This is a genomic window from Noviherbaspirillum sp., assembly GCF_036563305.1.
Lineage (GTDB): Bacteria > Pseudomonadota > Gammaproteobacteria > Burkholderiales > Burkholderiaceae_D > Noviherbaspirillum.
In genome coordinates, this window is the sequence record NZ_DATCMQ010000011.1 from 49,627 (window position 1) to 63,171 (window position 13,545).

Annotated in this window: 15 protein-coding genes; 3 read left to right on the forward strand and 12 right to left on the reverse strand. The window is 66.0% G+C overall.

Annotation, left to right across the window (positions count from 1 at the left end; all coding sequences use genetic code 11):
* Nucleotides 1-20 precede the first annotated feature (20 nt).
* A complete protein-coding gene (locus VIM12_RS08235; protein WP_331941133.1) occupies nt 21-797 on the forward strand; it encodes a type II secretion system protein N in 777 nt (258 codons plus the stop codon).
* 32 nt (nt 798-829) lie between these two features.
* On the opposite strand, the gene VIM12_RS08240 is transcribed toward VIM12_RS08235, so the two are convergent.
* The 5 genes from VIM12_RS08240 to dksA all read right to left on the reverse strand — a co-directional run bounded on the left by VIM12_RS08240 (nt 830) and on the right by dksA (nt 5,211).
* On the reverse strand, nt 830-1,018 hold the full coding sequence (locus VIM12_RS08240; RefSeq protein WP_331941134.1) for a hypothetical protein: 189 nt from the start codon (nt 1,016-1,018) through the stop codon (nt 830-832).
* Nucleotides 1,019-1,026: 8 nt separating this feature from the next.
* Nucleotides 1,027-2,379, reverse strand: coding sequence for an ATP-dependent protease ATPase subunit HslU (gene hslU / locus VIM12_RS08245; protein WP_331941135.1), 1,353 nt, complete (start codon nt 2,377-2,379; stop codon nt 1,027-1,029).
* A 14-nt stretch (nt 2,380-2,393) separates the two neighbouring features.
* On the reverse strand, nt 2,394-2,930 hold the full coding sequence (hslV, locus tag VIM12_RS08250) for an ATP-dependent protease subunit HslV (protein ID WP_331941136.1): 537 nt from the start codon (nt 2,928-2,930) through the stop codon (nt 2,394-2,396).
* Between the two features lie 196 nt (nt 2,931-3,126).
* Nucleotides 3,127-4,557, reverse strand: a complete 1,431-nt coding sequence (locus tag VIM12_RS08255) for an STAS domain-containing protein (RefSeq protein ID WP_331941137.1) — start codon at nt 4,555-4,557, stop codon at nt 3,127-3,129.
* A gap of 249 nt (nt 4,558-4,806) precedes the next feature.
* On the reverse strand, nt 4,807-5,211 hold the full coding sequence (gene dksA, locus VIM12_RS08260; protein WP_331941138.1) for an RNA polymerase-binding protein DksA: 405 nt from the start codon (nt 5,209-5,211) through the stop codon (nt 4,807-4,809).
* Here dksA and VIM12_RS08265 point away from each other — a divergent pair.
* On the forward strand, nt 5,186-5,695 hold the full coding sequence (locus tag VIM12_RS08265; protein ID WP_331941139.1) for a hypothetical protein: 510 nt from the start codon (nt 5,186-5,188) through the stop codon (nt 5,693-5,695). The two genes, dksA and VIM12_RS08265, sit on opposite strands and share 26 nt — an antisense overlap.
* Before the next feature lie 150 nt (nt 5,696-5,845).
* Here VIM12_RS08265 and VIM12_RS08270 read toward each other — a convergent pair whose 3' ends face one another.
* The 7 genes from VIM12_RS08270 to VIM12_RS08300 form a co-directional block, all read right to left on the reverse strand.
* Nucleotides 5,846-6,916, reverse strand: coding sequence for a GTP-binding protein (locus tag VIM12_RS08270; protein ID WP_331941140.1), 1,071 nt, complete (start codon nt 6,914-6,916; stop codon nt 5,846-5,848).
* Nucleotides 6,913-7,395 (reverse strand): Fur family transcriptional regulator, encoded by a 483-nt coding sequence (locus tag VIM12_RS08275; protein ID WP_331941141.1) that lies wholly within the window; start codon nt 7,393-7,395, stop codon nt 6,913-6,915. Before VIM12_RS08275 ends, VIM12_RS08270 begins: the two co-directional genes overlap by 4 nt.
* A gap of 87 nt (nt 7,396-7,482) precedes the next feature.
* Nucleotides 7,483-8,685: a class I SAM-dependent rRNA methyltransferase gene (locus VIM12_RS08280; protein WP_331941142.1), complete on the reverse strand. Its 1,203-nt coding sequence runs from the start codon at nt 8,683-8,685 to the stop codon at nt 7,483-7,485.
* A 20-nt stretch (nt 8,686-8,705) separates the two neighbouring features.
* Complete coding sequence (locus tag VIM12_RS08285; RefSeq protein ID WP_331941143.1) at nt 8,706-9,668, reverse strand: tyrosine recombinase XerC; 963 nt, start codon at nt 9,666-9,668, stop codon at nt 8,706-8,708.
* An 11-nt stretch (nt 9,669-9,679) separates the two neighbouring features.
* The gene (locus VIM12_RS08290; RefSeq protein ID WP_331941144.1) at nt 9,680-10,348 is read right to left on the reverse strand and encodes a DUF484 family protein; all 669 of its coding nucleotides are present in this window, start codon (nt 10,346-10,348) and stop codon (nt 9,680-9,682) included.
* 93 nt (nt 10,349-10,441) lie between these two features.
* Nucleotides 10,442-11,293: a diaminopimelate epimerase gene (gene dapF, locus VIM12_RS08295; protein ID WP_331941145.1), complete on the reverse strand. Its 852-nt coding sequence runs from the start codon at nt 11,291-11,293 to the stop codon at nt 10,442-10,444.
* Between the two features lie 7 nt (nt 11,294-11,300).
* The gene (locus VIM12_RS08300; RefSeq protein ID WP_331941146.1) at nt 11,301-12,170 is read right to left on the reverse strand and encodes a lysophospholipid acyltransferase family protein; all 870 of its coding nucleotides are present in this window, start codon (nt 12,168-12,170) and stop codon (nt 11,301-11,303) included.
* 209 nt (nt 12,171-12,379) lie between these two features.
* Between VIM12_RS08300 and metK the strand changes: the two genes are divergently transcribed.
* Nucleotides 12,380-13,543 (forward strand): methionine adenosyltransferase, encoded by a 1,164-nt coding sequence (gene metK, locus VIM12_RS08305; RefSeq protein ID WP_331941147.1) that lies wholly within the window; start codon nt 12,380-12,382, stop codon nt 13,541-13,543.
* Nucleotides 13,544-13,545 lie beyond the last annotated feature (2 nt).

The window sequence follows — 13,545 nt, forward strand, 5'->3', positions numbered from 1 at the left end:
ACAACTAGAAAAGGATAGAGATGAGGCGCTTGCCGCTCGTTGCGAGTTTTCTGCTGTTCATCCTGCTGTGCGCGTCGATTGCGTACTGGGCGATGCAGTTGTTCAAGCCGCCGCTGCGTCCGGTCGCCGCACCGCCGCGCGCGGCGCAGGCGGAAATCCGGCCGCAGGCTGCGGCGGCCCTGTTCGGCGCCCGCAGCCGCGCTGCCGCGGCATCGAGCAACTATCAGCTTCGCGGTGTGATTTTCTCCGGCAATCCGCGCGACAGCGTCGCGATCATCAGCGCGGACGGCAAGCCCGCCCAGGCGATACGGGTGGATTCGGAGATCGTGCCGGGCGTGACGGTGAAGGAGGTGCACCGCGGCTACGTCCTGATCGCCGAAGGCGGCGCGACCAAGCGGCTCGAGTTGCCGGAGGACGCGCCGTCGCAGGCGATCAGCACCGCCGGCGCAACGCCTTCGCCGGCACTGCCGCCAGTGCAGCGCACGCCGATCCCGATGCCCAGCCTGCCCGCACCTACCCGTGCCCAGACTGCAGCGGCAGGGGGGCAGGTGCCGCAGATCGGTCCGACCGGCGGACTGCCGAATGGCCCTGGTACGCAGCAGCAGCAGCAGGGTCAGCAGCCCGCGGCTCCGGTGCCCGGACAGGCGCCGATGGGCAATGCCACGGCGCCGCCGCCCAGCGTCGGATTCGTGCCGCCCCAGCCCGGCGCTGTCCCGACACCGGGAACCGAAGGCCTGGCTCCCCCGCCGCCGCCTGCGCAGAATCCCGCCGTACAGGGGCAGGGCGCCCAGCAATGAAAAAGGCCGCGGATGCGACGCGGCCCATGCCATCAATGTCCGCCTGCGGACAGCTTCTTCAGCAGGCGCGCCGGCAAGCCCGGCACCGCCGGCTTGTTCGTCCCGCCTGATGACTTGTCCTGCCGCGCCGGCGGGTCCTGCCGATGCCCCTTCGTCGCCTTCCGGGAAGGCTCCGCGCGTAACGTCATCTTCTGCCGCTTGGCCAGCGCCTTGTTTGCCATGACCGTGTCTACAGGACGTAGCGCGACAGGTCCTCATCCACCGAGAGCGCGCCAAGCTTGTCATTGACGTAGGCGGCATCGATCGTGACGACCTGCCCGCTGGTCTCCGATGCGCCAAAGGAAACTTCCTCGAGCAGCTTCTCCATCACCGTGTACAGGCGGCGCGCGCCGATGTTCTCGGTCTTTTCATTCACCGAGTACGCAATCCCGGCCAGGCGCTCGATGCCATCGGGGGTGAACGCGACCTTCACGCCTTCCGTCTCGAGCAATGCCTCGTACTGCCGCGTCAGGCACGCGTCTGTGCTGGTCAGGATGCGTTCGAAGTCGGCGGGCGACAGCGACTCCAGTTCGACCCGGATCGGGAAGCGTCCCTGCAGTTCAGGAATCAGGTCCGAGGGCTTGGCGAGGTGGAAGGCGCCCGATGCGATGAACAGGATATGGTCGGTCTTGATCATGCCGTACTTGGTGTTCACGGTCGTGCCTTCCACCAGCGGCAGGAGATCGCGCTGCACACCGGCGCGCGACACGTCGGCGCCGCCGTTCTCCGACCGCGTCGCGATCTTGTCGATCTCGTCGAGGAAGACAATGCCGTTCTGCTCGACGTTGGCAATCGCCTTCTGCCGCAGCTCATCCTCGTTGACCAGCTTCGCGGCTTCCTCTTCGAGCAACAGCTTCATCGCCTCGCGGATCTTGAGCCTGCGCTTCTTCTTGCGGGAAGCGCCGAGACCGGAAAACATCGACTTGATCTGCTCGGTCATCTCCTCCATGCCCGGGGGCGCCATGATCTCCATGTGGGGGGGGACATCCGCCACTTCGATTTCGACTTCCCGATCGTCGAGGGCGCCCTCCCGCAGGCGCTTGCGGAAGGTCTGGCGCGTATTGCTGCCGCTGCCGCTGCCCGCGTCCTCGCCGGCGGCCGGCGGCGTGGCACTGAAGCCGAAGTCCCGCGGCGGCGGAAGCAGGATGTCGAGCACCCGGTCCTCCGCCGCGTCCTCGGCCCGCGCACGCACCTTGCGCATCTCGGATTCGCGCGTCTGCTTGATGCCGATGTCGACCAGGTCTCGCACGATCGTATCGACGTCGCGCCCGACATAGCCGACCTCGGTAAACTTGGTCGCCTCGATCTTGATGAACGGTGCGTCGGCGAGCTTTGCCAGCCGTCGGGCGATTTCGGTCTTGCCGACGCCGGTGGGGCCGATCATCAGAATGTTCTTCGGGGTGATCTCGTGCCGCAGCGGCTCGGCGACCTGCTGCCGGCGCCACCGGTTGCGCAATGCGATCGCCACCGCGCGCTTGGCGCGCGCCTGGCCCACCACATGCTTGTCGAGTTCGGACACTATCTCTTTCGGGGTCATGTTCATGATGTCTGGTACCGTTAATCGAGGGTTTCGATGGTGTGCGAGAGGTTGGTGTAGATGCACAACTCGCCGGCGATGGTCAGCGCCTTGCTGACGATCTCCTTCGGCGACAGCTCGGTGTTCTCCTGCAAGGCCTTCGCCGCGGACTGTGCATAGACGCCCCCGGAACCGATGGCGCCGACCCCGGCCTCGGGCTCGAGCACGTCGCCGTTGCCGGTAATGATCAAGGTCGACTCGCGGTCGGCCACCAGCAGCATCGCCTCCAGCCGCCGCAGGATGCGGTCGGTACGCCAGTCCTTGGCCAGCTCGACCGAAGCGCGCATCAGATTTCCCTGGTGCTTTTCCAGCTTTGCCTCGAAGCGTTCGATCAGGGTGAATGCGTCGGCGGTGCCACCGGCAAAACCAGCCAGCACCTTCCCCTGGTACAGCTTGCGCACCTTGCGGGCGGTGCCTTTCATGACGACGTTGCCGAGCGTGACCTGGCCGTCGCCACCGAGCGCGACGATGTTGCCGCGACGGACAGACAGGATGGTCGTGCCGTGAAATTGTTCCATGCTTGCCCCTGGTAATCCCTTTGCAGTAATCCGCTGCAAGTGAGGGCGGGCGAACGGAAAACAAGTGGCCGGCAGGCGCGCGGCAGCCGCGACGCCGCATGCAGCGGCGACAATGGCAGCAGATGGGAAACGATGCGGAGGTCGGAAGCGGATAAAGCGGGTGAAAGAAGCAGCGGGCGCCAGCGGCACCCGCGCTTCAGTTCTTGCGGGGAATGATGCGAACCAGCTCGTGCAGACCGATCACATGGAACAGTTCGGCGACCAGGTGGTTCACCTCGCGGAATTCCAGGGCCTTGCCGGCGCTGCAGAAAGGAGCCAGGCCGGTCAACATCCGGCCTGCCGCGTTGAAGTCGACGCGCGCGAGCGGGGCGCAATCGATGATGGCCGGCTCGTGATCGTCGGCCCAGGCCGCAATGGCGACGACCAGTTCGTCGACCCGTCCTTCGATCACCTTGGGCATGACGTAGGCTTCGGTGGTCTCCGCCGGCGGCGCATCGCCGGCGGCGGTCGTGACCTGTCCCTGCGGGGCGCTGAAGGCCGGCGGCGACACCTCGAAGGTCACGCAATAGTCGATGCTGACTTCCTCGAACTCGTGTTCCCGGTTGAGCAGCCGCAGGACTTCCAGCAGCAGCAGCCAGGCCTGTTCGTTGTCGCCCCGGCGCCCCACTTCCAGTGTCGCGCGTATCTTGTCGGCGAGTTCGGCGGCGCCGACCAGGATCAGGTCGTGTCCCGATTTCTGCAGCCGGTTCAATGCTTCGAGCAGCATGCCGCAGCCGGTCCCGTCGACATCGGTGACGCGCGCGAACTCCAGGCGAATCGTGCGGTAGTTCGATGCCAGCTTCTGGATGCGTTCGATCTGCTTCGCGCAGCCGGCGTCGAGCTTGCCGGTGAAAGGTACTGCCGGGGTGGCGGACGCCGCTTCCTTTGGCGCCTGGTCGCGATTGCCGGCCCAGCCAGGCGGAGACGTCTCGAACTTGTTCGCATAGGCGACGGCGAGCTGTTCAAATTCCTGCTGCTTTCCGGCGATCTGGTACAGGTCGAACAGCATCAGCCAGGCGCGGGCCGCGGCTTCGCCCAGGTTGTCCTCGGCAATCGCTGCGCTCAGCATCTGCTCGGTCAGCACTTGCTGCCCGTTCGCATACATGATCGCCGCCTCCTCGACCACCGCCGCCGCTTCGGAGCTCAGTTCGGCGAGCGCGCTGACCGCGGTCTGGCCGTCGAGCAGCATTTCGGTGGTGTCGCCGAGTTCGGGCGAGGCCGCTTGCCGGGCTGGCGCCTCGGGCTCGCGCGTGCTAGCCGGAGCGCGCGGCTTGTCGGCCGCGGCGGGAGAGGCGGGCGCCGGCTTCGGCGTCCGGGTGTGCGGCTGTGTGGTGGTCGGTACGGTGACGAATTCCGACGACATTTCGGATTCGATGGCGTCGATCTTCAGCGCGGTGGCACGTGCCGCCTGCGCGTCGCGCTTGACGTTGGTCGAGCGGCTGCTTTTCGTGCCGCCGGAACGGCTGCCGGAAGAGGAGCTGCCAGCGGAACCGCTGCCGGAGGAACTACGCTTGGCGCGCGAAACGTCCTTTTCGGCCGTGGTGGCCGTCTGCCGGTCCTTCTTGCCAAAAAGCGAAAAAATCCCCACGTGTGTCCTTGTTATGCGGCGTTGCGTCTTCCCTGATCCAGGGGAGGGCTTTGTCGGTCTGAAAAGATAACACAACAAATTGCCGGCGGCACATCATTACATCCCGCTGCGATTGCTTTGTCAAACCGCGGCCATGTGGTTCGTTTTCCTGCAACGTTCCCGAGGAAGGACTGCCCGCCCCGGAAAACAAACAAGCGTACGCGCCTGGCGGCGGCGTACGCTTGTCAGGGAGGGGATACGGCGGCGGATTCAGTCGCCGTACAGTTTCTGCTTCAGCTCGCGTCGCTGCTGCGCTTCCAGCGAGAGGGTTGCGGTAGGACGGGCCAGCAGGCGCGGGATGCCGATCGGCTCGCCGGTCTCCTCGCACCAGCCGTATTCGCCGGCGTCGATGCTGGCGATCGACTGCTGCACTTTCTTCAGCAGCTTGCGCTCGCGGTCGCGGGTGCGCAGTTCCAGCGCATGCTCTTCCTCGATGGTGGCGCGGTCCGCCGGATCCGGTACCAGGACAGTTTCACGCAGGTGCTCCGTCGTTTCCCCCGCATTCTTCAGCAGGTCGCGCTCCAGCTGCTGCAGGCGGGCCTTGAAGAAGGCGAGCTGGGCCTCGTTCATGTAGTCCTCGTCGGACATCTTGAGGATCTGTTCTTCGGTCAGCAAGGAGCCGTCTGCAGGGACGGCCGGTGTCGGTTTAGTTGTTTTGGTAGCCACTTCGCTTACTTTCGAAACTACGGGTTTTTCTATTGTATCTGCTAAATCCGGGGCTGCTTCCCTGCCGGCGGTCGATGCCTGGCGCTTCGCAGTCCCGCTTTTCGCAGGCGTCGCGGCCTCTATCCTGCCGGTCCTTCCGGACTGGACGGGCACTCCCGGCACTTTTGCCGCGACGGCCGCCTTTTTTGTTGCTGCCTCCTTCACGGCTTTGGTGCCTGCCCCGCTGTCAGGGGCAAGGGTGCTTTTTACCGTGCTTTGGGCCGGTTTGGCAATGGATTTCGATTTGGCTGCGGAAGCACTGCCGCGCTTGGCAGTGGCGCTTGCCTCCGACGTCGCCGTAGCAGGTGCCGCCGCCTTGCTCTTGGCGGTCTTGGCGGCGCTGCCCTTGGCGGCGGATCTTGTAACGGTTGCGTTCATGTCGTCCCCTCATTGAACTGCCCGAAACCTTCGATCTCGCCCGAATTCCGGTCCCGCATCATCCGGGCGGGAGCGGGCCGTCTCAAGCACCTTTGCCGGCGCCATTGTGTCACTGTGCCAAACGGCCGGCGATGCTGCTTGAACCTTGATCAAAAGTACAAATAGTTTATACCAAACACTGTTCCAGACCCTTCATAAAAGTTTCTTCAGGGAGATTCTTCCCGATGAATACCATCTTGCTGCCGCGCTGCTCGCCTTCGGCCCACTTGGCACCGATGTCGGTACCCATCATCTGGTGCACGCCCTGAAAAACCACCTTGCGGTCCGCGCCATCCATCCAGAGCACACCCTTGTAGCGCAGCATGCGCGGCCCGAACACCTGCACCAGGCCGCCGAGAAATTCGTCGAGGCGGGCCGTGTCGAATGGCCGGTCGCTGCGGAACACGAACGCGGCGATGTCGTCGGCGTGACGGGCATGATGATGGTCGTGCACATGGTCGTGCCCGCAGTGCGCGTCGCACGCGTGTCCGTGGTCGTGCTCATGCTCGCCCTCATGCGCGTGGTGTCCGTGGGCGTCTTCCGCCGCCAGGAAGTCCGGATCGAGTTCCAGCTTGTCATTCAGGTTGAAGCCGCGCAGGTCGAGCACTTCGCCGATCGGCACCTGGCCGAAGTCGGTCCTGCCGATCGCGGCGCGCGGGTTGATGCGGCGCAGGCGGGCGGTGAGGGCGTCGACCCGCGCAGCGTCGACCAGGTCGGTCTTCGACAGCAGCAGCTTGTCGGCAAACCCGACCTGGCGCTGTGCCTCCTCGTGCTCGTCCAGTTGCTGCATGGCGTGGCGCGCGTCGACCACGGTGACCACCGCATCCAGCAGGTAGTGCGCGGCGACCTCGTCATCCATGAAGAATGTCTGCGCCACCGGGCCGGGGTTGGCCAGGCCGGTGGTCTCGATCACCACATGGTCGAAGTCGAGCTCGCCTGCGGCACGTTTCTGCGCCAGCGTGCCGAGCGCGACGATGAGGTCGCCGCGTACGGTGCAGCAGACGCAGCCGTTGCTCATCTCCACGATCTGCTCATTGCTGTCCTGGACCAGGATCTCGTTGTCGATGTTCTCCTGGCCGAATTCGTTCTCGATCACGGCGATGCGATGGCCATGCGGCTCGCGCAGGATGCGGTTGAGCAGGGTGGTCTTGCCGGCGCCGAGGAAGCCGGTGAGGATCGTGGCGGGTACGAGTTTCATGTCTTCCGTGCGCAGTCGGCGCACCATCCTTTCACTGTGAATTCGATGTCGTGGCTGCGGAACCCCTTGCCCAGCGCTTCCTGCAGCGCCTTCTGGACCATTCCGGCTTCGGCGATGCTGTCCAGGCAGAATACCTGCGTACAGCGCGTGCACTTGAAGTGGCCGTGCTGGTGGTCGGGGGCCGCATGCTCGGCGCCGGCGCTGTAGCGGAATATCCGGTCATCGCCCGGGATCTTGTGTGCCAGTCCGGCGTCGGTGAGGCAGTCGAGGGCGCGATACAGGGTCACCCGGTCCATGTCGGCGAGCGCGTCCTGCACATCCTGATGGCTGTATGCCCGGCGGGCATCGAGCAGGGCGGCCAGCACCCGGACGCGGGCCGTCGTGATGCGCACCGAGGCGGCGCGCAGCTGTGATTCGGCGAGCGCCGCGTTGCTGCCTTGGCCGGTATCCGCGCCGGCCGCGCTGGTCCTGCTGGTCATGTTCGGGTCACCTGAAAGCGCGAATGAAAATTATGACGCAAATCTGCAATCAAGTTGCAAGTCTTCGCAGCATGGTGCATGGCGGCCTCAGGGCTTGCACAGCATCAAGCCCTTCAGGTATTCGCCTTCGGGAAAGGCGGTAGTCATCGGATGGTCTGCGCCGGCGGACAGGCGCTTCACGATGCGGGCATCGACCCGCGCGTCATTGGCTGCGCCGGCAACGATCTTCTGGAACAGGTCGGCACTGATGGCGCCCGAGCAGGAGTAGGTGAACAGCAGTCCGCCCGGCCGCAGCAGCTGGAAGCCGAGCAGGTTGATGTCCTTGTAGGCGCGCGCCGCCCGCTCCGCGTGCGCGGGCGAGGAGGCGAACTTCGGCGGATCGAGCACGATCAGGTCGAACTGCCGGCCCTGTTCGCGCAGCGTGCGCAGGGTCTTGAACACGTCGGCGTCCCACCACTCGGCCTTGTCGCCGTCGAAGCCGTTGAGCGCGACGTTGCGCTTACCGATCGCCAGTGCCTCGCCGGAGGAGTCGATCGACACCACGCTGGACGCCCCGCCCTTGAGCGCCGCCAGCGAGAAGCCGCCGGTGTAGCAGAAGCAGTTGAGCACCTCCCGTCCGGCCGCGTGCGCCATCACCAGTGCGCGGTTGTCGCGCTGGTCGATGTAGAACCCGGTCTTGTGGCCGTTCTTGATGTCGACGGCGTAGCGCACGCCGTTTTCCGTCACCGGGACTTCCGGGCCGGGTTCGTCGCCCGCCAGCACGCCGGTAACGAGCGGCATGCCTTCGCGCTCGCGCACCGAGGCATCGGAACGTTCGTACACGTTGCGGCAGCCGGTTTCGGCGATCAGCGCCTGCACCAGCGGCACTTTCCAGGCCTCGACCCCGGCCGACTGGAACTGGCAGACCAGGAAACCGGCAACGCCGCCGTACCAGTCCACCACCAGGCCGGGGAAGCCGTCCGCCTCGCCGAATATCAGCCGGATCGCATCGGTGTCGCGCACGGCTGCCGCCCGGTAGTCGATCGCCTGCCGGACACGGCGCTTGATCAGCGCGTGGTCGACGGCTTCGTTTTCGCTGAAGGTCCAGACCCGCGCCCGTATCTGGGAATGCGGACTGTGGGCGGCGCGCGCGAGGAACTGGCCGGAGGCGGCGCGCACGACGGCGGTGGCGCCCGCACGGTTGCGTTCCTCCGGCTTGCCCTCGATATGTTCGATGGCGGTGGGAAAGATCCAGGGATGGCGCCGCAGCAGGCTTTTTTCCTTGCCCGGCTTGAGTGTGATGGTCAGCATGGAATTGTCCCGAAAGGGGGTCAGCCCGGCTTGTCCGATTTCTTCGCGCGGGGATGGGTGGCGTCGTAGACCTGGGCCAGGCGCTGGAAATCCAGCGAGGTATAAATTTGCGTGGCAGCAATGGAGGCGTGGCCGAGCATCTCCTGCACTGCGCGCAGGTCGCCTGAGGACTGCAGCACGTGCGTGGCGAACGAATGCCGCAAGACGTGCGGATGGACGTTGACGGGAAGGCCGAGCGCCCGCGCGTGCCGGGTGAGGCGCTGGTACAGCGCATTCGGCGATATCCGGTTGCCGCGCGCGCTCAGGAACAGCGGGCGGGGATCTCCCTTAACGAGGGTGTCGCGTACCTGCAGCCAGGCTTCGATCGCAGCCAGTGCCGGCCCGCCGACCGGCACGCGGCGCTGCTTGCTGCCCTTGCCGGTGACGCTGACCTCGCGCTCGGCGAGATCGACCCAGCCTGCCGACTGGTAGTCACCGTCGCGGATGAAGCGCACATCGAGGCCGCTCAGTTCCGACACCCGCAGGCCGCTCGAGTACAGCAGTTCGAACATCGCCCGGTTGCACCGCTGCTCCGGGCTGTCCGGGTCTCGGCCAGGCATGCCTTCCGCCACCACGCGCACCGCATCGTCCGCGGACAACGCTTTCGGCAGCGGCCTGTCCCGCTTCGGCGGCTTGACGCCTTCCACCGGGTTGGACGGCAGCGGGTCATGGTCGGCAAGCCAGTCGAAGAAACCGCGCCAGGCCGACAGCTTGCGCGCGATCGACCGCGGGTTGAGGCCGCCGCCATGCAGCTGCGAGGCGAACTTCCGGACGTGGAAATGGCTGACCGCGACGAATGCGGGCTCGCCGGGGAGCGACTGCACCAGCCCGGCGAGTTCCCGCAGGTCGCGGCCGTAGCTGGCGATCGTGTGGGCCGAGAGTTTGCGCTGCCTCAGGCTGTCGAGATAGCCGGCGATGCGCGACTGGTTGCTGGCGGCGCTCACGACGGGACAGCTCAGTCGAGCAGGCAGGTCAGGGCGGCGCCAGCGGTGTCGGCGATCTTGGTCAGGAAGTCGGTCGCCATGTCGCTGGTGAAGCGTTCCGCATCCGGGGAGGCCAGCACCAGCAGGCCGAAGGCTTCGGTGGCGCCTTCGACGCGCAGCGGCAGCATCGCGATCGACTTCGGTTGCTCCGCCTCCTCGATCCAGGTCGCCGCCTCGAATTCCTGGTTCGGCCCGCAATAAGGCGCCGTCAGTCCATTGCAGAAGATGCGGGCATCGTCCGAGACTGGGCTGGCGAACCAGGTGTGGGCGAACTGTTCGGACACGCCCCAGATGCGCAGCGTCGCATGCGGCACCCCGAAGATGGACTGCAGTCCGGCAACCAGCGTGTGCGGCATGTCGACGTCGTTACGGGCGCTGAGCAGCGAGCGCGTCCAGAGGTGGAATTTCTCGGTGATCGCGTCGTTGTCCTGCGCAATGCGCAGCAGCTCGGCAAGCCGCAGTTCCATCAGCTTGATCTTGTCGCGCAATACCTCCATCTGCCGCTCCTGCAGCGAAACGGCGCGGCCGGTGAGCGGGCTCGACAGCTTGACCCTGGCCAGCAGTTCGCTGTGTTCCTCGAAGAAGTCCGGATTGTCGATCAGGAATTCGGCGATGGTGTTGGTATCCAGTTGTTGGCTCATGGTCTGCGTCGGTCGGCTTCGGTCTGCTTGATTAAGGGCGCGGGATTGCGAGGTTGCGGTGGACGGGCAAGCGGTGATTCTAACCGATGGGTTTCAGACATCGATCGTGCCTTCGAATACGCAGACGGCGGGACCGGTCATCAGCACCGGCGCGTCGCCGCCGTCCCAGGCGATCCGCAATTCGCCGCCCCGGGTGTCCACCCTTACCGGCGAGTCCAGCAGGCCGCGCCGGATGCCGGCAACCACTGCCGCGCAGGCGCCCGTGCCGCATGCCAGGGTTTCGCCGGCGCCGCGCTCGTACACCCGCAGCCGGACGTGGCCGCGGTCGAGCACCTGCATGAAACCGGCATTGACCCGGTTGGGGAAGCGCGGATGGTGCTCGATTGCCGGGCCATCGGAGGCGACCGGGGCCAGTTCCGTATCAGGCACCACTTGCACCGCATGCGGGTTGCCCATCGAAACCGCGGAGATCCAGACGGTTTTGCCGGCAAGCTCCAGCGGCCACAGCGTGTCGTCGCCCTCGCGCCGTCCCTCCAGCCCATCGGCCTTGAAAGGCACGCGCTCCGTCTGCAGGATTGGCGCGCCCATGTCGACGGTAATGGCACCGTCGGCCTCGAGCCGCGGTTCGATCACGCCGGACAGGGTTTCAACCCGGATCGCGCGCTTGCCGGTCAGGCCTTTTTCCGTGACGAAGCGGACGAAGGCCCGGGCGCCGTTGCCGCACTGTTCGACCTCGCCCCCGTCGGCGTTGTAGATCCGGTAGCGGAAATCGGTGTCGGGCGAGCGCGGCCGTTCCACAACGAGGATCTGGTCGGCCCCGATGCCAAAGCGGCGGTCGGCCAGGCGCTGCCATTGTGCCGGCGTGAAATCGACCTGCTGGTTGACGGCGTCGATCACGATGAAATCGTTGCCGGCGCCATGCATCTTGGTGAATGTGAGTTTCATCCCGCGATTATAGGGGCTGGCCGCCGCCACTGTCGCCTCCGCCGGCCGGCCGTGCCACCCCTTTTGGCGTCTTGTAGCGGTCGTAGCTCCAGAAATACTGTGCCGGGCACCGGGCGATCAGGGCTTCCATGGCGGCATTGATGGTGGCGGCCTGTTGTTCCGCCGTGTCGCCGAGCGCTTCCTGCAGCCGGGCAAAGCGCACCACGAATCCGGCGCCGCGGGGCATGCGTTCGGCATAGGTGAGGATGACCGGCGCGCCCGACATCTGCTGCAGCTTGCCGGGCAGGGTCATGGTATAGGCCGGCTTGCCGAAGAAGGGTGCCCAGACGCCCTCGCCGTTCTGCGGCACCTGGTCGGGCAGGATGCCGATCGGCTCGCCGCGCCTCAAGGTCTTGAGCAGCGTACGCACCCCGGCGAGCGTCGCCGGCGCCAGCTTGAGCCGGCCGCGTGCCCGGGCGCCTTCGATCAGCGGTTTCAGCGCCTGCTTGCGCGGCGGGCGGTACATCGCGGTCAGGGGCGTCCTGGCCGCCACGACCTGGGCGGTGATCTCGAAGCAGCCGAGGTGCGGGGTCAGGAAGATCACGCCGCGGCCGCCGTCCAGCGCCTCCTGCACCGCGTCCCAGTTCTCGACTTTCACGCTGGCCTGCACGCGGCGCTCCGCCGCGCACCAGACAAAAGGCAGCTCCAGGATGTTCTTGCCGGCTTCGCGGATCGCCGGGGTCAGGTTGCCGTCGAACCCGGCTTGCCGCATGTTGGCCGCCAGTCGCCGGCGGTAGGAGGGCGATCCCAGGTACACCAGCCATCCGGTCATCGCCCCGATGGCATGCAGGACAGGCAACGGCAGCGCGGAGAGCAGGCGGAATAAGGTGACAAGCATCAAGGAATGGACGCCGGCTGCCGCCGGCGGTTTGTTATTTCTTTGCAGACGCGTAAAATAGCATACCGTTGCCACCTGTCCCCCGACAGCCGGCAACGCCGCCGAGTTAACAGACAACTTGCGAGGCGGCTGATAAATCTCGCTAAAGCGTCGCAGGCTCGCAGAATCGGCCGCGACATGGTCGAATTCACATCAGCAAGGAGCCTGCAATGGCAAACGAATATCTCTTCACTTCCGAATCCGTCTCCGAGGGGCATCCCGACAAGGTGGCGGACCAGATCTCCGATTCCATCCTCGACGCCATCCTGGCGGTCGATCCCAAGGCCCGCGTCGCGGCCGAGACGCTGTGCAATACCGGCCTGGTGGTGCTCGCCGGCGAAATCACCACCCACGCCAATGTCGACTACATCGGCGTTGCCCGTGACACCATCAAACGCATCGGCTACGACAACGCCGACTTCGGCATCGACTACAAGAGCTGCGCGGTCATGGTCTGCTACGACAAGCAGTCGCCGGACATCGCGCAGGGCGTCGACGAAGGCCGCGGCATCGACCTCGACCAGGGCGCGGGCGACCAGGGCCTGATGTTCGGCTACGCCTGCGACGAGACGCCTGAACTGATGCCGGCCGCGATCTACTATGCGCACCGCATCGTCGAGCGCCAGTCGCAACTGCGCAAGGACGGCCGGCTGCCGTGGCTGCGCCCCGACGCGAAGTCCCAGGTCACCCTGCGCTACGTCGACGGCGTGCCGGTCGCCATCGACACCGTGGTGCTGTCCACCCAGCACGCTCCGGAGATGGAACACAAGGCGATCGAGGAAGCCGCGATCGAGGAAATCATCAAGCCGGTGGTGCCGTCCGACTGGCTCAAGAACACCCGCTACCTGGTCAACCCGACCGGTCGGTTCGTGATCGGTGGCCCGCAGGGCGACTGCGGTCTCACCGGCCGCAAGATCATCGTCGACACCTATGGCGGCGCGGCGCCGCATGGCGGCGGCGCGTTCTCCGGCAAGGACCCGTCCAAGGTCGACCGCTCCGCCGCCTATGCCGGCCGCTACGTCGCCAAGAACATCGTCGCCGCCGGCCTCGCCAAGCGCTGCCAGATCCAGGTCTCCTACGCGATCGGGATTGCGCGCCCGACCTCGGTCATGGTCACGACCTTCGGCACCGGCAAGATTGCCGACGACAAGCTGGCGGCCCTGGTCCAGGAACTGTTCGACCTGCGCCCGAAGGGCATCGTCCAGATGCTCGACCTGCTGCGCCCGGTCTATGCGAAAACCGCCGCCTACGGCCATTTCGGCCGCGAGGAGCCGGAGTTTTCCTGGGAGCGCACCGACAAGGCGGCGGCGCTGCGCGCTGCGGCCGGGCTGTAGGA